The sequence below is a fragment of the Parachryseolinea silvisoli genome (assembly GCF_021190955.1).
Classification (GTDB): Bacteria; Bacteroidota; Bacteroidia; order Cytophagales; family Cyclobacteriaceae; genus Ohtaekwangia; species Ohtaekwangia silvisoli.
The window spans coordinates 157237-179389 of sequence record NZ_JAIOAO010000007.1; the positions used below are offsets into that span (position 1 = coordinate 157237).

Genomic DNA, 22153 nt, shown 5'->3' on the forward strand with positions numbered 1-22153 from the left:
CCATTGACTGTGGAAAAAAACCTCTTCATACACGTACTGAAACGCTACCCCGAGAGTTCTGCGGCGGAAGCGCAGGCCGTCCTTTCCCTGAAGGAGGCTTTCCCCTATAGCCAGTTGCTGCACACGCTTTCTGCCCGCCTGGCCAAAGACCACGGTTTCACCAACCATCAAGCCGAGCTGCAACAGGCGGCCGTTTATGCGGCTGACCGCGGGGTGCTACGCGAGATGATGACGGCGGAAGTAGCCCCCAGACAAATGGCACCGGGTGCGCTTGGCGTCATCCCTTCCGTTACGTATGGCAACTTGCCTGCTACGGCTGTACAGGAGAATGACGACAATCTGGCCGAAGAGGTGATCCAGGACCTGGAACGCCTGCATGTGCTGAAAGCAAACTTTGAATCATTGTTCTCCGAAAACCCTTCCACGGCGGTGGCCGAAGTACCTTCCACTCCTCTCTTGTCCCCGATTGGTGATGAAGAAACGGACGAAGACGATACTGCCGCATCGGACAGTGACCAAAGCCCGATAAAGGCCAGGAAGCAGCGTATCATCGAACTGGCGCGGGCCGCCAGCCAGGAAATGGAAACACCTACCGCCGCACGTAAACGCAAGAAGAAGGAAAATAACGGCGAAGAGCTGATCGATGAGATTGCCAACAAAGAAGCGCTCACACCCGAGAACGAAAAGCTGAAAGAGCAGCTTGAGATGATCGATCATTTCATCCGCAGTGCCCCCAGCATAGCACAATCCAAAGAAAAACCACTGCCGCCGCCACAAGGCGACCTTTCTACTATCAAGGCCGGCGAGTTCGGCGACAACATCGTCTCTGAGACCCTGGTCGAAATCTTGCTCAAGCAAGGAAAGAAAGACAAAGCCATCGAGGTTTTAAAGAAGCTTATTTGGAAATTTCCACAAAAAAAGGCTTACTTTGCGGCTCAAATTGAAGAGTTGAAAAAATAACTTATGTATACAATTGTCATTAGCCTGATCATCCTGTTCGCCGTACTGTTGGTGCTTGTTGTCCTGGCCCAAAACTCTAAAGGTGGTGGTCTTACAAGCCAATTCGGCGGTTCTGCCGCGAGCAACATCATCGGCGTAAAGAAGACCGGCGACCTGCTTGAAAAACTAACCTGGACGTTCATTATCGCCATCATGATCCTGGTGCTGTCTACTAACTACATCGGCGTAAACCGTGGTACAGAAGGCTCCAACAAAATGCTGGACCGTGCAGGTGAGCAAGCTCCCGCGCAAACCACTCCCGACATGAACCTCGGTGCCGATAGTGCTGCTGGCGCGCCGGCCACTGAAACACCCGCTCCGTAAAAAGTTAACGACTTAAGAAATAGAAAAAGACCATCTCAGCAACGAGATGGTTTTTTGTTTGGAGCCCTCCCGACTTTTGGGAGGGCCTCTTTCGTTTGTCCAAAATTTACAGCATCTTCGCGACCAAACATCGCCATTTGCATGAGTCAGACAACAGACATCGATAAACTTCGCCAGTTAAGCTCCCAGGTCCGCAGAGACATCGTTCGCATGGTACACGCCTGCCAATCAGGCCACCCGGGCGGTTCGCTGGGCTGTACGGACTTTTTTGTAGCCTTGTATTTCAAGATCATGAAACACGACCCCAAGTTCAACATGAACGGCAAGGGTGAAGACATATTCTTTCTTTCCAACGGCCACATTTCGCCGGTGTTTTATTCTACGCTGGCGCACGCTGGCTACTTTGATAAAAAAGAGCTCGCTACATTCCGTATGCTGAACTCTCGTTTGCAAGGTCACCCCGCCACACACGAGCATCTGCCGGGCATTCGTATAGCTTCCGGCTCGCTGGGGCAAGGCCTTTCGGTAGCCAATGGCGCGGCACAAGCCAAGAAACTGAACAACGACGACCGCTTTGTATACGTCCTCATGGGCGACGGTGAGCTTCAGGAAGGTCAAGTCTGGGAAGCTGCCATGTACGCCGGTGCAAACAAGGTAGATAACCTCATTGCAACCGTCGATTACAACGGCCAGCAGATTGACGGCCCCGTAGATAAGATCTTGTCATTGCTTAACCTGCGTGCCAAGTGGGAATCCTTCGGATGGATCGTGCAAGAGTTTAATGGCAATAACATGGACGAGGTCGTAGCCGGCCTGGAGAACGCCCAGAAACTTGCCAAAGGCGGCAAACCCGTCATGAACCTTATGAAAACTGAAATGGGCCACGGCGTAGATTACATGGTCGGCTCGCACAAGTGGCACGGTGTTGCCCCCAACGACGAAGAGCTGAAGAAGGCGCTTGCACAGTTGGAAGAAACACTGGGCGATTACTAAGCATTAAAACATCTTATCATAAAAGAAGCCTGGCTGTCAATCGACGGCCAGGCTTTTTGTTTGTATCCGCGCAGTGTTATTGCGTAACGTGCTCTATCGACTGAGTCAAAATCTCCGTCCAGGTCAACGATGTATTATTCACCAAGGCAGGCTCTACCGCTACATCGAAATAGCTTGTGTAATCCGGATATTCACGTAACTCGGTGGTGAAGCTTTTTGCGTTGTCCACGAGTTCGGCGAATGATCGCTTCATGTTGCCTGAACTCAGTGTCACGGTAGCGGGTATTACCGGAACATTCACCTCCTGTTCACCGGTTGGCCCGTGCACCCTCCAATCCGATTGATTGCCGTCCATAGTAGCAATTACCTGCAGTCTCACCGCATCCGCAGTACCGGTAGTCTCCCAGTTAAATTTATTGTCGTTCTGAGCGTAGGTAAACGTTGCATCTATATACTTCATGGTTGTCGCCATTTCGCTACCTTTGTACCAATAGACGTCAGCAACATTGCCAGTACGCGCCGTTAGCGTTGTACTGTAGGAAGTAAAGAGTTCGGGAATGACAGGAATGGTTACAAATTGCTCTGGGTTTGCCAAAGACCGTTGCCGGGTCGTAGTATAATAGCGAAAATCGCCGTCGCTGTTGGTACCCGTAATTTGCCACCCTGCAATTTCTGCGTCGCCAGGCCAAGCAAAGTCTTTTTCGTCAGAAGACTCAAATTCACTCATCTGAACGGTATACGGCGTATTCTGTTCGAAGTCGCCGTATAGATACTGAAAAGGCGCACTATTCTTAGCGATCAGCACCTTTGACGTTTGGGACCACGTCGTAAAGCCAATTTTTGCCCCTGTATCGGTGCTTTCAAATAGCTCCGGGTAGGTAGACGGTACTCTCGGTCCTGAGTTGGTGATAGAAAGTCTGTCACCCTGATAGCCCTCAAGGGTTAGAGTCACTTTGTTAACAACTCCTCCTGTGCCGGTAGTGGCAAAGCCGTATTCTCCAAAAGGCACCTGGACATAGGTATCCACGCTGGTATACTTAGCCGTATAGTTACGGATTACCGTCAGGGTCACAGTTTCCTCGGCGAAGCCTTCGGCAGCCTCAAACGTGTGGGATTCGTTGTTCTTCAGCTCGGCTGCTTCGAGCACATCGCCTTGCTTATTCGATAGGATCATCCAGGCGCTGAAGCCAGATGGAATTACATTTCCGGTAATGGTAAATACCAGCTTCTTCCTTTCGGAAGTTTCCGGCTCTTCGTGAACTTCCGGATCGTTGTCCGTTGTCACATCCGCGTCGTCGTCGCTACACGCCCAGGCCATCATTGCCAATAGCACAACCAGGGGCCAACATTTCATTTTCATAGATACTTAAAATTAATAGTTACATAGGTAAATATACACGCTTCGTACACTCGTCCTTCATGTACTATGGGTGACGGGCAACGTCTGCCATGTATGTTTCAGTCGCCAAATAAAAAGACCGTCCTTGCAGGGGCGGCCTTTTTATGTTATCAGAGGCTGAAATAGAGTGTGGCGATGTGCACACTCGATTATAGACAGGTAATAATTTCGCATTGCCGACAGGATTCCTACCGGGAATATATAATCTTATACTCCGGTTAATATTTATACTGATACTAAACAATAAGGCCGCCCCATACCGGGAACGGCCTTGTACTTTTATACTATCGTATCACCGGCCGAAGTACTTACTTCTGCTTCGCCAGCCGATACAACATAAACATCATCGCAGCAAAGAACGCCACCCCAAGCAGTTGATACACATCCGTACCGATACTGGCCACCAGGTGGTGCTCCACATTCATCGAGTCCATAAGCGTCGGCAGGAATACGGCCAGGATGGCGACGAGCACGCCCGTCAGAGCACCGCCGGCAATCAGGCCCGTAGCAAACAAGCTTCCGCGACTCAATTCGTCTTCTTCCTTCTGCTCGCCCTTGCGCGCTGCATTCCAATCGATATATCCCTTGAGCGCACCACCGGCAAAAATGGGCAACGTAGTAGATAGTGGCAGGTACAGCCCAATGGCAAACGCCAATGCCTTGATACCGCACAGCTCCATGGTAACGGCGATAAACACTCCGACCATCACAAACTGCCAGTCCAGGTTATACGACAGGATACCCTTGGCCAGCGTAGCCATGAGTGTAGATTGCGGGGCCGGATACTTGTCGCTTCCAATAGCATGCTGCAGGCCTTGCGCGATCATCTCAGGTGTAGGCGTATCCAGAATCTGCACGACCACACCAATGGCAACCGACGAAACAATGGCACCGATAAACAATGCCAACTGCTGGTAGCGTGGTGTAGCCCCCACAATATAACCAGTCTTGAGATCTTGCGAAGTTCCACCCGCGTTGGAAGCGGCGATACAGATCATACCTCCTACTACCAGGGCCAGTGGCTCATAAAACTTACCGGACCAGCCCACACTGGTAAAGATCAAACACGTGCCCATCAGCGTCGCGATGGTCATACCCGAAATAGGATTGTTACTCGTGCCCACCAGCCCCACAATACGGCTAGATACCGTCACAAAGAAGAAACCGAAGACGACGATCAGGATGCCGATAATGAGCTTTTGCAGAATATTGTCGCCGGGAATGATGTTATCAGGAAGCAGGGCCGTCAGCAATACCAGGGCTATGCTACCGATGATGACGACCTTAAAGGTAAGGTCTCGTTCCGTACGCACCACGTTGGTCTGAGCGCCAGCGTCGCTGCGCATGGAAGCAATGCTTTCGCGGAAGGAAGAAACGATCGTCGGAATGGTCTTGAGCAGGGTAATAAAACCACCGGCTGCCACAGCACCCGCACCGATCTGGCGAATGTACGCCCGGTAGATAGCATCGGCATAGCTGCCAAAGGTGTGCGCACCCGCATCCCAGGCACCCGGTCCACCCGACGTGTTGATGTCGGCCAGGTAGCCCAGTTTTACCAACTGGAGGGCTATGGTATCAGGCGACACCAGCGTAGTCAACAGCGGCGTCAGCGCCCACCAGGCCAGCACCGAGCCAGCCACTAATATGCCGGAGATGCGCGGACCGATGATATAGCCCACACCCAGGTACTCCGGTGTGATCTCTCCGCGGGTCGCTGCCGATGGCCAGTATTTATTGGCCTGCGACGTGACAAACGACGGCACTTCCGCAATGACGTGAAGTACTTTTTGCAGCAAGGCGTAGACTGTGGCCACGCCCATGCCGATAAAAGCGGTCTGTGCAAACACCCCACCCTTTTCGCCGGCCTGCAGCACGGATGCGCAGGCAGTGCCTTCCGGGTATGGCAGCACACCATGTTCTTTTACAATCAGTGAACGGCGCAACGGCACCATCATGAGTGTACCCAGCATACCACCAAAGGCGGCCAGGATCAGGATTGTCAGGTAATTGAAATAGTGCTCGCCAATACTCTCGCCACTGGCGTCGGGCGACAAGAACAAGAAGCCTGGCAGTGTAAACACCACACCCGCCGCGATCGACTCGCCGGCCGAACCCGTGGTCTGAATGATGTTATTTTCGAGAATGGTGGTCTTGAGAAATTTACGTCCCAGTGTAATAGCAATAACAGCAATGGGGATCGAGGCCGTCACCGTGAGTCCCGCTTTCAACGCCAGGTATACTGTCGACGCGCCGAACAAAATGCCGAACAGCGAGCCGACCAATACGGACTTCACCGTAAACTCCGCCATCGTGATCTCCGGCGGCACATACGGCTTAAACGTTTTATTTACATCCATAGGGTAGGTATAATGAGTTACACAGTCATTAGCGGATGTTGCCCATCAGCTTGCGAATAGGCTTGGCAAACACCAGCACGATCACACCGGCCACAAACATGATCTTCACGATCAGCGCGAACAAGTCGATCATCAGCGAAGGATTTTTTGCGAGCACGTCTTCGCTAAACTCGCCGGCATACAACCCGGCAAACAAGTTGCCCAGGGCCAACGCCATAAAAAACACGCCCATCATTTGCCCCACCAACCGCTTGGGAGCCAGCTTGGTCACACCGCTCAGGCCAATGGGGTATAAACAGATCTCCCCGAAGGTATGCAGCATGTAGGTTATTACCAGCCACGAAATGCCAGGTTTGTTACCGTTCATAACAATCTCGGCGGCGCCCATCATGACCAGGTAGCCCAGGCCCATCCAGAATAAACCCAATGCCAATTTCACGGGCGTGATCGGATTCAGTTTATGCTTGGCCAACGTTGACCACAACCAGGTAAAGACCGGTACAAACAAGATGACAAAGATGGGTGGCGCAGACTGCAACCAACTGGCCGGCATGTTAAAGCTGCCAAAGAGCCGGTCCGTATAGCGGTCTGCAAACAGGTTGAGGGAAGAGCCCTGTCCTTCATAGCCAGCGTAGAATGCCGTCGTCACGACAAAGAATATAAAAATGGCCAGCACTTTCTTCTTTTCGTCGGCACTGAGCTTTTCAAAGATAAACACATAGATAAAGTATAACAGCACGCTGATCAGCAGCACCACGCCGGAGCCTTGTGCGAAAGCCACCGGATTGATGGTAATCGCGCGGGTCCACAGTAATACCACCAGCGCTACGAGGCCCAAACCAATGATCCACAAAGCATAGCGGATGTTTCTCTCCTGGGCCTTTTGCTGTACAGGGTCCGCATGGCGTGCTGGCTCCAGGCCAACCGTACCGAGGTAGTTTTCCGTCAATTTATATTGAATGACGCCCAGTATCATTCCGACGCCCGCGGCAGCAAAACCATAGTGCCAATTGACATTTTGCCCCAGGTAGCCGACGATGATCGGCGAAACCAGCGCACCCGAGTTAATACCCATGAAAAATATAGAGAATCCTGCATCACGTCGCACCTGATCTTCCGGCGGGTAGATCTCGCCTACCATGCTGCTGATATTGGGCTTCAGCAGCCCCGTACCGATCACGATAAAGAGCAGGCCTACAAAGAATGTCTCTTGCGAAGGAAAAGCCAGGCAAAAGTGGCCCAGAGCGATGATACACCCTCCATAAAAGATCGATTTGCGCAATCCGAAGAATTTGTCCGCCAGCCAGCCGCCTGGCAGTGCCAACAGGTACACAAACATGGTGTAAAGGCCGTAAATGGCGCCGCCTGTTTTATCATCCAGGCCCATACCGCCCTTTTCGACAGAGGCAACCATGAAGAGTAAGAGCAGTGCGCGCATGCCATAGTAGCTGAATCGCTCCCACATTTCGGTAAAAAACAGCGTCGCAAGACCACGGGGGTGGCCAAAAAAAGTTTTGTCTGTACTCATGAAAACAGATGATCAGCTTAGGTATAGGTCTTCCGGCAAAATGTTATTCCAAAAACGCCCGAAAGTAGGGCGAGAATTTGGTTTTCGCAAATGGCCATTCCGGGCGCAAAGGAAACAAAAAATTCATTGCAAACGATTGAAACACTATCAAAATACCTAACTTTGTCTAACTCATTAACCCAACAAACATGTTAGAATCCGGAACTAAGTCCCGATCCGTCGGGACGGACAGCTTTGGTATTCCCAAAGGAAAAGCGCATTGGAATGTATCGCCCGGTGCGCTGGCGGAGCAAGCGCTCAAGCTGGGACAAGCGAAGAAGACGACAAGTGGCGCGCTGGCAATCGACACGGGTGAGTTCACCGGGCGGTCTCCAAAAGACAAGTTCACGGTCAAAGACGCTTTGACGCAGGACGCCGTGTGGTGGAACCAGTTCAACATCCCCTTTTCTCCCGACAAGTTTGCCCAACTGCATCAAAAGATGCTGCAGTATCTGGAAGGCAAGGAGTTCTACGTGCGTGACGTATACGCCTGCGCCGACCCACGCTATCGCCTGCGCGTGCGCGTGGTCAACGAGTACGCCTGGTCGAACCTGTTTGTATACAACATGTTCATCCGCCCGACGGAACAAGAGCTCGGCAACTTTGAGCCCGAGTGGCTGGTGCTGAACGCGCCAGGTTTCCACGCCGATCCGGCTGTAGACGGCACCCGCCAGCATAACTTCTCGATCATCGACTTCAGCCGCAAGGTGATCCTGATCGGCGGCAGTGGGTATACCGGTGAGATCAAGAAAGGCATCTTTACCGTGCTCAATTTCATTTTGCCCCACCAGCAGAATGTGCTCGCCATGCACTGCTCGGCCAACGTCGGCGCGGCTGGCGACACGGCCATCTTCTTCGGCCTTTCCGGCACGGGTAAGACAACCCTGTCGGCCGATCCCAATCGCAAGCTCATCGGCGACGACGAGCACGGCTGGACACCCGACAACGTCATCTTCAACTTCGAAGGCGGCTGCTACGCCAAGACCATCGACCTGACGGAAGAAAAAGAGCCTGACATCTACCGGGCTATACGCCCCGGCGCCCTCCTCGAAAACGTAGGCTATAAAACGGGCACGGACGAGGTTGACTTCGCCGATGGCACACGCACCGAAAATACCCGCGTGAGCTACCCGATCGACTACATCTGTAACACGGTGCAACCGTCGTTGAGCAAGAACCCGAAAAATATCTTCTTCCTGACGTGCGATGCCTACGGCGTATTACCGCCCATCGCGCGGCTCACGCCGGGGCAAGCGGCCTTCCACTTCATCTCCGGCTATACTGCCAAGGTAGCGGGCACGGAAGCCGATGTGACCGAGCCGACCATGACCTTCTCGGCCTGCTTCGGTGCGCCGTTCATGCCGCTGCACCCGGCCAAATATGCCACCATGCTCAGCAACAAAATGCAGGAAGCGGGCGTGCGTGTATGGATGGTCAACACCGGCTGGACAGGTGGCCCCTATGGCACCGGCACACGCATGAGCTTAAAATATACCCGCGCACTGATTACCGCCGCGCTGGAAGGCAAGCTCGACAACGTCGAATACGAAAACCACGAAATCTTTGGGTTGGCCGTACCCCTCGCCTGTCCTGGTGTGCCTGACGGCCTGCTCAACCCGCGCGACACGTGGGATGATAAAGATGCCTACGACCACAAGGCGCAGTACCTGGCAGAGGCGTTCCTCAAGAACTTTGAGAAATTCGCCGCCTTGGCCAATGCCGAAATACTCGCCGGAGCCCCAAAACTTAAGGCTGACGCCTGATAACACTGTTGTTGGCTGTGATTAGAAGGGATTGATTGATGCCGCCCTACTGTCTGGGGTGGCATTTTTTTTCCAATAAAAAGCAAAATTAACCGTTCACGGGAAACACGATGGCTTCTTGCTTTTGCGTTAGTAACATGCTTATTAAACGTACTTATAACAATAAAAAAACCATCGCGAGTATGAAGTCAACATTTTTAACGGGGATCTTTTTCCTGACCCTGGCTTCCGCCCCACTGTTTGCACAAGATGCGCAGAGCGCGGCTGCCGTAACCGATGAAGAGCTGAAGAAGTATGCAGTGGCCATGGACTCGATCAACGAGATGCAGACTGAGCTGTCGGGCGAAATCAAGACCATGGTGAAGGACAACCAGGCCATGCCCGTGGCACGATACAATGAGCTGTATAAGATCATTGGCGACGAGACTAAACTCCTGGAGGCGCAAGCAACAACGGATGAGATCCGTTTTGTAAAAGAAGTGGTTGCCCGTCGCGAACAAGGCACTGCCAAGATCAAGGAAACGTACCAACTGCTGGCCAAGGACTACGTGGGAGTGGCTTCTTTTAACAAAGTGAAGAAAGCCCTTACAACGGACGAAGCCCTGAAGACAAAATACCAGTCCATGATGGATGAGCTGGGAAAAGACAACACAGTTAACTAACGGCCTGACGTCCAGGTGCCGCGAACCGGCGTAAAAGAGGCTGCTCTCCGGGCGGCCTCTTTTGTTTTGTGCACTTTTAGTTTCGGAAACGAATGTGGCTGTCTGTAATGCCGAAAATATTACACCGGTAAAATCCCCTTCGAAGCTTAACTTTTGGATAAAGTGCTAAATTGCTAAAAGTCATATCTTTGTGCCCTTGTATGACATTGAAAAAAATGCCTAAATCCCTCCTACTCGCCACCGTCCTGCTGTGCAGCGTATGTTTCACTGCCCAGGCGCAACACAGTTCCCTGTTTGCCTCCTATGATTGCCGCGAACACGCCGAGTTTTTTTACAGCACCCCGGTAGAAGAAGTGATCGTATCCGATGCCGACGTTACGGTGTCGCTGGAGGTAGAAGAAGCCGTCGAGGCATTCGACACCCTGAACGGTTGGAAACACTGGCAGTATGTAGAGAATTTTCATTTCGGAAAGGACCGTGGTGCCATGCCCATGATCACCGACCTGAATGCGCTGCACCCCTACTTCCGCGACCGCATCAAAACCCTGATCGAAACTTGCAAAGCCAAGGGCATTACCCTGGCTGTCGTAGAATCATACCGCACCCATGCCAAACAAAACGAATACAAGGTCATGGGAAAGAAATACACCAACTCGGGCGCCGGCAAATCCAAACATCAGTATGGCCTGGCGGTGGACGTTGTTCCGGTTGTGAATGGCGTAGCCGTGTGGGACAACAAAGCCCTTTGGAAAAGCGTGGGCGTGGAAGGCGAAAAGCTGGGCCTCCGCTGGGGCGGACGCTGGCGCAAGCCGTATGACCCGGGGCACTTCGAGTGGACTGGCGGACTTACCTCCTCCCACCTGGCCGTCGGCATACTGCCGCCTGTTCCCCGCGTAGAAGATCTCTATCCGTGCATGACGCAAGACGTTCGCGTGCTGCGCCGGTATTGGAAAGAATGGGAAACTGCGCAGAGCGCGGTGACACGTAAATAATCATGAGGCTAACGTTTCCCGAAAAGTTCTTCTTCGGAACGAGCACCGCAGCCGTCCAGGTCGAGACGGCCTTCGAACACGACTGGCAAGGCATCAAGTGCCGTGATGGGCACGTGTTCGATCAAACTACCGACCACGAGCTACGGCTGGAAGAAGATGTGAACATCATCGCCACGCTGGCCCCGAACTACCGCATGAGCCTCATGTGGAGCAAGCTGCAGCGCGAGCCTTACGGCGCCTTCGACGAACCTACACGCCTGCATTACCATACCCTTCTTAAAAGTCTGAAAGCCCGCGGTGTATCCATCATGATGGTACTGCATCATTTCTCCAACCCCTTGTGGTTTGCAAAGCGCAGTGGTTGGGAAAAAGAGGAAAATATCCCCCTCTGGATCGACTACGCCCGCCGTGTGATTGACGAATACGGTCAATACGTATCGTATTGGAATACCTTTAACGAACCGAATGTATACGCCAGCTTCGGATGGCTCACAGGCTTCTTCCCTCCGTTTAAGATCAACCCGCTGGCAGCCGGCAAAGTGGTCATCAACATGGGCAAGGCCCACGATCAGGTTTACGACTACCTGAAGTCGCGGTTCCCGCACCACCCCGTGGGCATTTCGCACAACTGCGCTGTCTTCGCAGCCGAAAACATCCTGGGTTGGTTTCCCGCGCGCCTTAGCGACTGGTGGTTCATGGACTACGTGCCCCAGTATTTCGAAAAGGTCGACTTTTTTGGCATGAGCTACTACGGCCGCATTTCACACGATCCGCTGCCGATCACCTACCTCAATCACCCGCAGAAAATCAAAGACCTGGGCCGCAAACACGACGACATCTGGGAGTACTATCCCGAAGGCCTGCGCACTTGCCTGGACCGGTATTGGAATAAGTATAAAAAGCCCATTATCATCACTGAAAACGGCGTCTGCGACGAGAGTGATTTCCTGCGGCTACAGGCCATCCAGGATTACGCCGCCATTATACACCAGGCCATCCACGACGGCATCGATATCCAGGGGTACTACCACTGGAGCACGTGGGATAACGTCGAGTGGCACCTCGGCCCCTCTATGCGGTTCGGCCTATACCAAACCGACCCCAAGACCCGTAATCGCTTTATGAAACCCAGCGGCGCCCTCTACGCCTCCCTGGCACACTCCAAGAAAATTACAGTACAACAATACCAGGAAGTGGCGATTTGACATTTGTTAAGTACCTTCCGGCAAGCGACCTGAACCCTGAGAACCTATGTACCGAAAACTACGCCTGTTGCCAGTCATCCTGTGCCTGCTTGTCCCAACCGTATGGGGACAAACCAAAACACAAAAAACGAAGACCTCGGGTAAAAAAGAGCTTCTCTACGTAGGCACCTTCAGTGTGCGCGGCAGCGCCGGCCTGTACGTCTATACCTTCAATCGCGCCAAGCGCACGCTTACACTGGTACAAACCGTACCGACACCCGAAAGCCCGTCGTTTGTAGGCATTCATCCCACCGGCAAATTCTTATACTCTGTCAACCGCGGCAAAGCGAAGGACAGTGACCTGGAAGGCTCCATCAGTGCCTTTGCCATCGACGCAAAGACCGGCCGCCTCAGTGACCTCAATAACCGTTCTTCCTTTGGCGCCGACCCTTGCCACATCAGCTTTGACAAGACGGGTCAATACGCCTTTGTCTCGAATTACGGCGAAGGCAACCTGGTGGTGCTGCCGTTGTTTGAAGACGGATTGGTAGGCAACCCCTCCGATTCGAAAAAGTATATTGCCAGCAGCGTTAATCCCACCCGGCAGGAAAGCTCGCACATTCACTCGGCCCTGATCTCACCCGACAATCGTATCCTCTACGCGGCCGACCTGGGCGCCGACAAAGTGTACAGCTATAACTTCAACTTGAACACAGGCAAGCTGGAGCCATCCCAACAGAAAGAAGCCGCAGTCGTTCCGGGCGCAGGCCCACGACACTTTACCTTTCACCCGAACGGCAACTTTTTATACCTGTCAGAAGAGCTGACTTCTTCTGTCTGCTCCTTTAAGATCGACAAAAAGACCGGTGCCCTGACGGTGCTGCAGGACTCGGTACTTTCCCTACCCGCGGGCTTCACCGGCAAGAACAGCAGCGCCGACATACACATTACCCCCAACGGCAAGTTTTTATACATGTCGAACCGCGGCTTTAATGGCATCAGCATCTTTACCGTGGCCTCTACCGGCAAGATCAAGCTGGCAGGCCACCAGCCCACGGGTGGTCAGACCCCACGCAATTTCATGATCGACCCACGAGGCGAATACCTCTTTGCCGCCAATCAGGATACCGACACGATCATCCTGTTCCGTATAAATGCAAAAACGGGGCTGCTCACACAAGTGGGCAAACCCGTTAAGGTACCGTCGCCGGTATGTTTAAAGATGCTGACCCAATAGGACGTCCGTTGCGTTAGTCTTTCAGGATACGCATCTCCACCCGTCGGTTCGCGGCGCGCGCTTCGGGTGTCATCTCATTCCGCAGGGGCTGGCTGCCCCCGAAGGCCTTTGTCAGGATACGTTTTTTGGCAATGTCCTTTTCCACCAGGTATTTCTTCACGGCGTCGACACGATCTTGCGAAAGCTCCAGGTTCGCCTTCGGGCTGCCGGTGTTGTCGGTGTGACCTTCCAGCTGGATCTCCATATTGGCGTTTTCTTTCATCATCTGGGCAAGTTCATCCAACTCGCCATACGACTTCGGGTCGATGGCTGCCTTACCCTGCGCAAAGATAAGATGGCTCAGCACCACCGTCTGGCCTTTGGGCGTTAGCGTGATGTCACGCAAAATGCGTTTGCTCCCATCGACATCTTTGGGGTCGACAATCACGGTCTTCGGGTTGTAGCCTTCGGCACCTGCGGTGATCTGATATTTGGCGGTGCCAAAGATGGGGAACGAAAACGTGCTGTCGTTGAAACGACCGAATATACTGCCGGTAGGAATGCTGCTGTAACGGATGCTGGCCTTCACGCCCTTGCCCGTCCGCGAATCCCTTATTTTGCCCTGCGCCAGCATTTCGTCTTTCTGTGCAAATGCCGGCAGAAACATGGTAAGCAAAACAAGTGTCATTCCAATCGTTTTCATGGGGGTTGCTTTTGGTTTAAAATGCAAACTTACAGGTTCTAGTTGCAAAGTCCTTGCCAATCAAGGATGTATACCGCCGCAAGCGAAGCTTTAACGGACTAAAAAGCAAACGCCGGAAATCCCTGTCTGCGAAAAGGGATTCCGGCGTCTTTTATCTGTGACAATCACTGCCGTGTGGCAGGGTGCCTTTTGTTTACCATTCTACGGTCTCTCCGGCACCAATGATGCCTTCGTCGTCGTCACCTATCGCTTTTTTCGCCCCGTCTTCTTCGGTGCTACTTTCGCTTTTTTGGTTTGCCTGGCTTTGGCTTGGCTCCTGGTTTGGGTTTGGGCTTTGCTTTTCCGGCTGTCCCCCGAAGAGGTTTGGCGGCTGCTGACTTTTTTGCGGCTGGCTTTGGCTGCTTTGCTGGGGCTTTGCCGGCTGGCCGAAGAGGCTTGCTTGCTCCCCCCTTTCGCTGCTTTGGCTTTGGATCGGGCTTTGGTTTCGGTTTTGACTTGGGAGCTGGACTGGCGGCTGGCTTGGCTGCTCTTTTTTTTTTGGCGACTGATCTGCGTCAGTCACCTCATTGCCTTCGGTGTCGCTGTCGCCTTCTTCTGGTCCCGTTTCCTCTTCCTCTATCAGGGTCACCTTCGTTACACGATAGTCTGAAAGACGTCCCCCCTGGGCTTTCCAGCCTTTTACTTCGACGAGACTCTCTAACTTGACCTTCTTGGTCACCTTGCCTTTGTCTTTGCTCTTGATAAACTCGAGCTCGATCAGAGGCTCTTCGGAAGAGGTCACGGCGATCAGACGCGAACCGTTCTCGGGTATAAAGGAGAACTCCTTGTCGAGCGTACTCGTTTCGATCACAAACCGTTTCACCATGTGCAGCTTTGTGTCGCCGTCTATATAGATGGCCGAGAACACACGCGCCGGGTCGAACTTCTCCACCCGCAAGGTCTTCTCTGGCTCATAGCGGTTGGTCAGGTCATAGCCCGTGATTTTATACGTGCCCGTCCGAGAGAAGGTGATCAGCTGATCTTCGGGCTCAAACTTGCCGAGATACTTGCCGCGATTTTCCTTGTTCAAACGGCCTGCTTCGGGGTCGTACCACAATGTCAGCTTGCTGAGCGTAGACGAGCCGGCTTTCAGGAAGTCAACCTTGCGTACCGGGTACGGCGTAATGATGTTACCCTTTGAGCTCCGGTTCTTTACCTCCAGCTCGGTAAAGTCGTAATTGAATACTTTTTTCCGCGCTGTGCTCGCCTGCGAAAGTTTTACTTCTACCGTTTCAGCCTCTCCATTGGGATTAACGCTTAAATATAGAATCTTCGAGTTGGCGTTGCCTTGTGTCAGGTCGTACTCCTTGTCGCGGGTCACACCCGGTATCGTAAAGCGCTTGGCAAAGCTCTTGCCTCCACGGCCGTCGGCGTAGATCACGTTGTAGACCATGCGGTCGTCGCCCTTCTTAAAGATGCCCACATACAAAATGTCTTTGCCCATGAACGCCTTTTCCTGAATACGCGACACCTTCGCTTTACCGTCTTTGCGGATCACGATCACGTCGTCCAGCTCCGAACAGTCGCAAATGTACTCATCTTTCTTCAAGCTGTAGCCCACAAAGCCATCGGCCCGGTTAACATACAGCTTCTGGTTGTTGGCGATAACCTCCACAGCCGTAACCGATTGGAAACTCTTGATCTCCGTACGGCGCTCGCGACCTTTGCCATACTTCTCCAACAGGCGTTGGAAATACGCAATGGCGTATTCTGTCAGATTCTTGAGATGATGCTCCGTTTCTTTTAACTCCTTTTCCAGACCGCGCAGCAACTCGTCGGCTTTGAACGCGTCGAAGCGTGAGATCCGTTTGATGCGGATCTCTGTCAGCTTCACGATATCTTCTGTCGTAATCTCGCGATAGAATTTCTTCTTATGAGGCTTCAGTCCTTTGTCGATCGTCGACAATACTTCTTCCCAGCTCTCCGCCTCTTCTATGTTGCGGTAGATGCGGTTTTCAATGAATATCTTTTCCAGTGACGAGAAGAGAATCTTCTCCATCAGCTCGGCCCTGCGAATCTCCAGCTCCTGACGCAACAGTTCCAACGTCTGCTGGGTGTTGTACTTCAGGATCTCGTTCACGCCCATGAAGTGGGGCTTGTCTTCGATGATCACGCAGGCGTTCGGCGAGATCGAAATCTCGCAATCCGTGAACGCATACAGTGCGTCGAGCGCCACCTCGGGTGACTGCGTCGGCTGCAGGTGCAGCTGGATCTCCACCGTCGCGGCAGTGTTGTCGATCACTTGCTTGATCTTGATCTGGCCCTTCTCACTCGCCTTCACGATGGATTCCATCAGTGACGTGGTGGTTGTGCCAAACGGTATATCGCGAATGACCAGCGACTTCTTGTCGAGGATCTCGATGCGCGCACGCACCTTGATCTTGCCACCGCGCAAGCCCTGGTTGTATTCCGCAAAATCGGCAATGCCCCCTGTCGGAAAGTCGGGGAAGATCTTGGGGTTCCGGCCTTTCAGTATATCGATGGACGCCTTGATAAGCTCCCCAAAGTTATGCGGCAAGATTTTGGTCGACAGCCCCACGGCAATACCTTCTACCCCCTGTGCCAGCAACAACGGGAATTTCACCGGCAGCGTTACGGGCTCTTTCTTACGGCCATCGTACGACTGCTGCCACGTGGTGGTCTGCGGGTTATAGACGACGTCCAGCGCAAACTTGGACAGCCGTGCTTCGATATAGCGAGGTGCCGCGGCGCTGTCGCCGGTGCGTACATCTCCCCAGTTACCCTGCGTTTCGATCAGCAGGTCTTTCTGGCCGATGTTAACAATAGCCTCCCCGATGGACGCATCCCCGTGCGGGTGAAACTGCATCGTGTTACCGATCACGTTCGCCACTTTGTTGAAGCGGCCATCGTCCATTTCTTTCAGGGAGTGCATGATACGGCGCTGTACGGGCTTGAAGCCGTCTTCAATCCGCGGCACTGCGCGCTCCAGAATAACATACGAGGCATAATCCAGAAACCAGCTTTGATACAGCCCGTCAATGGCGACCGAGTGTACGACATCGTCGCCCCCTCCTTCACCATTACCCGGTATGTACGGCACCAGTTTTGATTTGTCGTCCTCCGGATGTTGCTTTTTACTCATAAGGTCGTTCGTCTTTCGATTAGGGTATTAGATTTCTTCCGCTACCTCTTCCGTTACTACATCTTTTGCTTCTACTCTGTCCAGCTCAATGCGCAGGTTTTCAATGATGAACTCCTGGCGGGTCATGGTGTTCTTACCCATGTAGAACTCGAGGATCTTTTGCAGGTGGCTGTCCTTGTGCAGCAACACGGGCTGCAGCCGGATATTGTCACCGATAAAAGCTCCAAACTCGTCCGGCGAAATCTCACCCAATCCCTTGAAGCGGGTAATCTCGGGCTTCGAACCCAATTTATTGATGGCCGCCGCGCGCTCTTCGTCGCTGTAGCAGTAGATCGTTTCTTTCTTATTACGGACGCGGAACAGCGGCGTCTCCAGCACAAATACGTGCCCCGCCTTTACCAGGTCGGGGAAGAACTGCAGAAAGAAGGTCATCAACAGCAGGCGGATGTGCATGCCGTCTACGTCGGCATCCGTCGCGATGATCACCCGGCTGTAACGCAGGCCGTCCAGGCCGTCTTCAATGTTCAGCGCGTGCTGCAACAGGTTGAACTCTTCGTTCTCGTACACCACCTTCTTGGTCAGGCCGTACGAGTTGAGGGGCTTACCGCGCAAGCTAAACACGGCTTGTGTTTCCACATCGCGCGACTTGGTAATCGACCCGCTGGCCGAATCCCCCTCCGTGATGAAGATCATGCTCTCGGCGTTGCGGGGATTCTTATCGCCCAGGTGGAAACGACAGTCACGCAGCTTCCGGTTGTGCAGGTTGGCTTTCTTCGCCCGCTCGTTGGCCAGTTTCTTGATACCGGCAATGTCTTTACGCTCACGCTCCGATTGCAAAATGCGTTTCTGCAATGCATCCGCCACAATCGCATTTTTATGCAGGTAGATTTCCAGCTCCTTGGCCACAAAATCGCCCACGAAGCTCTTCACCGTCGCCCCGTCCGGCGCCATGTTGGTCGAACCAAGCTTGGTTTTTGTCTGTGACTCGAACACCGGCTCCTGCACCCGTATCGCGATTGCAGCAATGATCGACGACCGGATATCGGATGCGTCAAAGTCCTTTTTAAAGAAATCGCGCACCCCGCGGATTACTCCTTCGCGAAAGGCCGCCAGGTGGGTTCCCCCCTGCGTGGTATTCTGACCGTTGACGAACGAGTAGTACTCTTCGCCGTATTGGTTGCCGTGGGTCAGCGCCACCTCGATGTCGTTGCCCTTGAAGTGAATGATGGGATAGCGCAGATCTTCTGCGTCGGACTTCTGCTTGAGCAGATCGAGCAGGCCATCCTTGGAAAAGAATTTCTGTCCGTTATAGTTAATGGTCAGGCCCGCGTTTAGGAACGCATAGTTCCACATCAGGTCATCCAGGTATTCCGGAATGAAGTGATAGTTTTTGAACATGGCGTTGTCCGGCTCGAACTCCACATAGGTGCCGTTCTTGTCGTCCGTCTTGGTCAGCTTGCCGTCGGTTACCAACACGCCTTTTTTGAACTCGGCGTATTTGGTTTGCCCGTCGCGGAAGGCCTGTACTTTAAAGTAGTTTGACAACGCGTTCACCGCCTTGGTACCCACGCCGTTCAACCCTACCGATTTCTGGAAAGCTCCCGAATCGTACTTGGCACCAGTGTTGATCTTTGACACGACGTCTACGACCTTGCCCAGCGGAATACCCCGGCCATAGTCGCGTACGGTTACGCGCGACTCGTTAATGGCCACATCAATGACCTTACCGTGGCCCATCATGTGCTCATCGATCGAGTTGTCGACAACCTCTTTTACCAACACGTAAATACCGTCGTCCTTGGCAGAGCCGTCACCCAGCTTACCAATATACATGCCCGGCCGTAACCGTATGTGCTCGCGCCAGTCCAGCGACTTAATACTGGACTCGTCATACGATAAACCAGAAGAATCTTTCTCCGTCTTGCTCATATACCCAAAAGGATTATGTTGTAAGGAACAGATTAAAAAATCATCGAACCCCTACAGTTTAAAAAATCATGCAATAAATATTGGCGGACAATAAAGTGAATTTCATCTTTACTTCAAGGGCCACACTTAATTTTCAATTACATCATTAAACAAACTACATTGGCTCAAATAATTGATTAACAATACATTAATACTCTTTAAATAAATTGATCATTTTGGTCGTGAAAGACCAAAAATCCTGATTACAGGCCAACTTAGGGCCCACAGAACCACTAAGCCCACACTACCATAAATAACGAACCCAATACGGCTGTAATCGAATCGTTCCTGGCTGTTGAACAGGCTCACCAGGCTTAATGCGATAATAAAGAAGATATTCAACGTAATCACCAGGCCGTGAAACCATGCCCGGAGCGTCTCCTGTGTGGGGTACAGCCGGCTGATGAGGTACACCAGCACGTTACAAACGGCAATCAGCACCAACATCACATAAAACATTGTTTCGCGGTCCAGCAGCACTTGTGCCCCTTCAGCCTCCTGAATGGCCACTGTCTCGGGCAAGCTGGCATAGACATATAACAGGTCCGTCAATACCACAAGCGCCGAGAGAAACCAAACCGCACGAAACAACTTCAAAGCCATAATTCGAAAATTAGGCTGCAAAAGTAAGAGTTTTGCCCAAACTTCAAGGATTTGGGAAGAGAATGAAAAAGGAAGGGGTGCCGGTGGAACAATATCCATTATTACTTTACATAAAAAACATAACAAATTGGTTAATAATTAATTATAATAGTTTAAATAAAGTTAAAAAGAAAGATAAACTAGTATCTATATCCCGCTAAAATCCGGCACGAAGGCGAATTGGTTTTAATATGGGAGTATTCTGAAATAGATGTTTTATAGTCCTAAAGGCCAATTACAATTCTATTTCAATGGTCTATCAATACTATGTCAATGGCATTCTATATCCGAAATATCCTCGCTATCTGACCACAATGGTAATCCTTTCGCGACCGTAGCGTTGCGGGCACTGGCACCATTTTTTAACACTTGCCAACCGATAAACCGCACGCAAAAAATACCAGGCACGCTAGGATCACCCTGCAAACTTGTAATACATTTGCCCGGTTTATTTTAAACGCCCGGTAAAAATCCCTATGTCACAACTCCTCGACGACGTAAAGTCAAAAGCGCAAGCCTGGCTCGATAGCCCGGCTATTGATCAGGATACCAAAGCAGAGGTTAAAGCACTTCTGGCAAAATCAGACTCTAAAGAGCTCATCGACAACTTTTACAAGGACCTTGAATTCGGTACCGGTGGACTGCGGGGCGTCATGGGCGCCGGGTCCAACTGCATGAACAAATATACCGTGGGTGTTGCCACCCAGGGACTGGCCAACTACCTCAACAAGACCTTTCCCGGCAAAGCCACCAAGGTGGCCATTGCCTACGACAGCCGTAACAACAGCGAATACTTTGCCGACGTCGTGGCCGGTGTATTCTCCGCCAACGGCATCCAGGTGTACATGTTCGAAAACCTCCGCCCCACTCCCCTGCTTTCCTTTGCCATGCGCTACCTGCAGTGCGACTCGGGCGTGGTCATCACCGCTTCACACAATCCCAAAGAATACAACGGATACAAAGCCTACTGGACCGGTGGTGCCCAGGTAGTGCCTCCGCACGATGTAAACATTATCAAAGAAGTAACCTCGATCACGTCGTTCGAACAGGTAAAGTTCAAGCCCGTGCTGGCCAATATTCACACGATCGGTGAAGAGGTTGAAAAAGCTTACTTTGAGGAAGTTAAGAAGATTATCCCCAACCACGACATCATCGCCAAACACAAGAATATCCCCCTGGTGTATTCCAGCCTGCACGGTGCCGGCATCACCATGGTACCCGCCACGCTTCGGGAGATCGGCTTTACGAACCTGCACGTGGTCGCCGAGCAAGAAGAGCCCGATGGTGACTTCCCGACCGTTAAATCACCGAACCCGGAAGAACAATCGGCCATGGAAATGGTCATCCAAAAAGGCAAGGCCGTAGGCGCTACTATGGTGATGGCCACCGACCCCGACACCGACCGCGTAGGCATCGGGGTACGTAAAGCCGATGGCGAGTTCACTTTATTGAATGGCAACCAGGCCTTCAGCCTGATGATGTACTTCATCCTGAAGAACCTCAAGGAAACCAGGAACACCTACATCGCCAAGACCATCGTAACCTCCGAGCTGGTCGACGCTATGGCCGCCAAGCTGGGTGTGGAATGTTATAACACCCTGACCGGCTTTAAATACATTGCCGAGCTGATGGGCAAACTGGAGGGTAAAAAGACGTTCGTCGCCGCCGGCGAAGAAAGCTACGGCTACATGGCCGGCGACTTTGTGCGTGATAAAGACGCCGTCTCCGCCTGTGCCTTCTTTGCCGCGATGGCCGCCAGCGCCACCGACCAGGGCAAGTCGCTGTACGATTGGCTGATCGACATGTACGTAGAGTTTGGCTTCTACAAAGAGGCACTGCTCAACGTGACCAAAAAAGGTCAGCAGGGCGAGCAAGAGATCAAGGCCATGATGGAGAAATTCCGCAGCAACCCACCCGCCGAGATTACGGGAAGCCGTGTGGTTCGCCTGCTGGACTATAAGATCCTGAAAGAGAAAGATCTATTGACAGGCAAAGAAACAACACTTGATTTCCCGCAATCGGATGTATTGCAATTCTACCTGGAGAACGGCACCAAAGTATCGGTACGCCCTTCGGGCACAGAGCCCAAGATCAAATTCTATATGGCGGTAAACGCACCGCTGGCGTCAACCGCCGATTTCCCCACGGTCAACAAAGCGCTGGATGAGCGTATCGCCGCGATTGAAGCTTACCTGAAAACCATCTAAAAAACAGCGTGAGGGCGTAAGCGAATACAAGTGCT

16 protein-coding genes are annotated in these 22153 nt (G+C 52.3%); 9 read left to right on the forward strand and 7 right to left on the reverse strand.

The annotated features are described in order from the left end of the window. The first annotated feature begins 9 nt into the window (after positions 1-9). The 3 genes from K7P01_RS29705 to K7P01_RS29715 all read left to right on the forward strand — a co-directional run bounded on the left by K7P01_RS29705 (position 10) and on the right by K7P01_RS29715 (position 2316). Positions 10-960 carry a hypothetical protein gene (locus K7P01_RS29705; protein ID WP_267298234.1) on the forward strand — a complete coding sequence of 317 codons (951 nt, stop codon included), beginning with the start codon at positions 10-12 and terminating at the stop codon, positions 958-960. Between the two features lie 3 nt (positions 961-963). Further along, complete coding sequence (gene secG / locus K7P01_RS29710; protein ID WP_267298235.1) at positions 964-1323, forward strand: preprotein translocase subunit SecG; 360 nt, start codon at positions 964-966, stop codon at positions 1321-1323. A gap of 141 nt (positions 1324-1464) precedes the next feature. Next, positions 1465-2316 (forward strand): transketolase, encoded by an 852-nt coding sequence (locus tag K7P01_RS29715; protein ID WP_267298236.1) that lies wholly within the window; start codon positions 1465-1467, stop codon positions 2314-2316. A gap of 76 nt (positions 2317-2392) precedes the next feature. Here the strand turns inward: K7P01_RS29715 and K7P01_RS29720 are convergent, their stop codons facing one another. The 3 genes from K7P01_RS29720 to K7P01_RS29730 form a co-directional block, all read right to left on the reverse strand. After that, complete coding sequence (locus tag K7P01_RS29720; protein ID WP_267298237.1) at positions 2393-3676, reverse strand: hypothetical protein; 1284 nt, start codon at positions 3674-3676, stop codon at positions 2393-2395. 347 nt (positions 3677-4023) lie between these two features. Beyond that, on the reverse strand, positions 4024-6072 hold the full coding sequence (locus K7P01_RS29725; protein WP_267298238.1) for an OPT family oligopeptide transporter: 2049 nt from the start codon (positions 6070-6072) through the stop codon (positions 4024-4026). Positions 6073-6100: 28 nt separating this feature from the next. Continuing rightward, positions 6101-7600 carry a peptide MFS transporter gene (locus K7P01_RS29730; RefSeq protein ID WP_267298239.1) on the reverse strand — a complete coding sequence of 500 codons (1500 nt, stop codon included), beginning with the start codon at positions 7598-7600 and terminating at the stop codon, positions 6101-6103. Positions 7601-7788: 188 nt separating this feature from the next. Between K7P01_RS29730 and pckA the strand changes: the two genes are divergently transcribed. The 5 genes from pckA (at position 7789) to K7P01_RS29755 (ending at position 13477) form a co-directional block, all read left to right on the forward strand. After that, positions 7789-9402 (forward strand): phosphoenolpyruvate carboxykinase (ATP), encoded by a 1614-nt coding sequence (gene pckA, locus K7P01_RS29735; protein ID WP_267298240.1) that lies wholly within the window; start codon positions 7789-7791, stop codon positions 9400-9402. 182 nt (positions 9403-9584) lie between these two features. After that, positions 9585-10064 carry a hypothetical protein gene (locus K7P01_RS29740; RefSeq protein ID WP_267298241.1) on the forward strand — a complete coding sequence of 160 codons (480 nt, stop codon included), beginning with the start codon at positions 9585-9587 and terminating at the stop codon, positions 10062-10064. Positions 10065-10279: 215 nt separating this feature from the next. Beyond that, positions 10280-11056, forward strand: a complete 777-nt coding sequence (locus K7P01_RS29745) for a M15 family metallopeptidase (RefSeq protein WP_267298242.1) — start codon at positions 10280-10282, stop codon at positions 11054-11056. A gap of 2 nt (positions 11057-11058) precedes the next feature. After that, complete coding sequence (locus tag K7P01_RS29750) at positions 11059-12261, forward strand: family 1 glycosylhydrolase (RefSeq protein ID WP_267298243.1); 1203 nt, start codon at positions 11059-11061, stop codon at positions 12259-12261. 46 nt (positions 12262-12307) lie between these two features. Next, complete coding sequence (locus K7P01_RS29755) at positions 12308-13477, forward strand: lactonase family protein (protein WP_267298244.1); 1170 nt, start codon at positions 12308-12310, stop codon at positions 13475-13477. 13 nt (positions 13478-13490) lie between these two features. Here the strand turns inward: K7P01_RS29755 and K7P01_RS29760 are convergent, their stop codons facing one another. The 4 genes from K7P01_RS29760 to K7P01_RS29775 all read right to left on the reverse strand — a co-directional run bounded on the left by K7P01_RS29760 (position 13491) and on the right by K7P01_RS29775 (position 19872). Further along, a complete protein-coding gene (locus tag K7P01_RS29760; RefSeq protein WP_267298245.1) occupies positions 13491-14159 on the reverse strand; it encodes an OmpA family protein in 669 nt (222 codons plus the stop codon). Between the two features lie 193 nt (positions 14160-14352). Beyond that, positions 14353-17301: a DNA gyrase/topoisomerase IV subunit A gene (locus tag K7P01_RS29765; protein ID WP_267298246.1), complete on the reverse strand. Its 2949-nt coding sequence runs from the start codon at positions 17299-17301 to the stop codon at positions 14353-14355. 27 nt (positions 17302-17328) lie between these two features. Continuing rightward, positions 17329-19230: a DNA topoisomerase IV subunit B gene (locus K7P01_RS29770; RefSeq protein ID WP_267298247.1), complete on the reverse strand. Its 1902-nt coding sequence runs from the start codon at positions 19228-19230 to the stop codon at positions 17329-17331. A 210-nt stretch (positions 19231-19440) separates the two neighbouring features. Further along, positions 19441-19872 (reverse strand): hypothetical protein, encoded by a 432-nt coding sequence (locus K7P01_RS29775; RefSeq protein WP_267298248.1) that lies wholly within the window; start codon positions 19870-19872, stop codon positions 19441-19443. A gap of 515 nt (positions 19873-20387) precedes the next feature. Here K7P01_RS29775 and K7P01_RS29780 point away from each other — a divergent pair. After that, positions 20388-22118: a phospho-sugar mutase gene (locus K7P01_RS29780; RefSeq protein ID WP_267298249.1), complete on the forward strand. Its 1731-nt coding sequence runs from the start codon at positions 20388-20390 to the stop codon at positions 22116-22118. Positions 22119-22153 lie beyond the last annotated feature (35 nt).

Bases quoted from the DNA above. Each gene is read 5' to 3' on its own strand.
- K7P01_RS29740 (WP_267298241.1), top strand. From the start codon at position 9,585: ATGAAGTCAACATTTTTAACGGGGATCTTTTTCCTGACCCTGGCTTCC.
- secG (WP_267298235.1), top strand. From the start codon at position 964: ATGTATACAATTGTCATTAGCCTGATCATCCTGTTCGCCGTACTGTTG.
- K7P01_RS29770 (WP_267298247.1), bottom strand. From the start codon at position 19,230: ATGAGCAAGACGGAGAAAGATTCTTCTGGTTTATCGTATGACGAGTCC.
- K7P01_RS29730 (WP_267298239.1), bottom strand. From the start codon at position 7,600: ATGAGTACAGACAAAACTTTTTTTGGCCACCCCCGTGGTCTTGCGACG.
- K7P01_RS29715 (WP_267298236.1), top strand. From the start codon at position 1,465: ATGAGTCAGACAACAGACATCGATAAACTTCGCCAGTTAAGCTCCCAG.
- K7P01_RS29750 (WP_267298243.1), top strand. From the start codon at position 11,059: ATGAGGCTAACGTTTCCCGAAAAGTTCTTCTTCGGAACGAGCACCGCA.
- K7P01_RS29725 (WP_267298238.1), bottom strand. From the start codon at position 6,072: ATGGATGTAAATAAAACGTTTAAGCCGTATGTGCCGCCGGAGATCACG.
- K7P01_RS29780 (WP_267298249.1), top strand. From the start codon at position 20,388: ATGTCACAACTCCTCGACGACGTAAAGTCAAAAGCGCAAGCCTGGCTC.
- K7P01_RS29755 (WP_267298244.1), top strand. From the start codon at position 12,308: ATGTACCGAAAACTACGCCTGTTGCCAGTCATCCTGTGCCTGCTTGTC.
- K7P01_RS29775 (WP_267298248.1), bottom strand. From the start codon at position 19,872: ATGGCTTTGAAGTTGTTTCGTGCGGTTTGGTTTCTCTCGGCGCTTGTG.
- K7P01_RS29760 (WP_267298245.1), bottom strand. From the start codon at position 14,159: ATGAAAACGATTGGAATGACACTTGTTTTGCTTACCATGTTTCTGCCG.
- K7P01_RS29720 (WP_267298237.1), bottom strand. From the start codon at position 3,676: ATGAAAATGAAATGTTGGCCCCTGGTTGTGCTATTGGCAATGATGGCC.
- K7P01_RS29765 (WP_267298246.1), bottom strand. From the start codon at position 17,301: ATGAGTAAAAAGCAACATCCGGAGGACGACAAATCAAAACTGGTGCCG.
- K7P01_RS29745 (WP_267298242.1), top strand. From the start codon at position 10,280: ATGCCTAAATCCCTCCTACTCGCCACCGTCCTGCTGTGCAGCGTATGT.
- pckA (WP_267298240.1), top strand. From the start codon at position 7,789: ATGTTAGAATCCGGAACTAAGTCCCGATCCGTCGGGACGGACAGCTTT.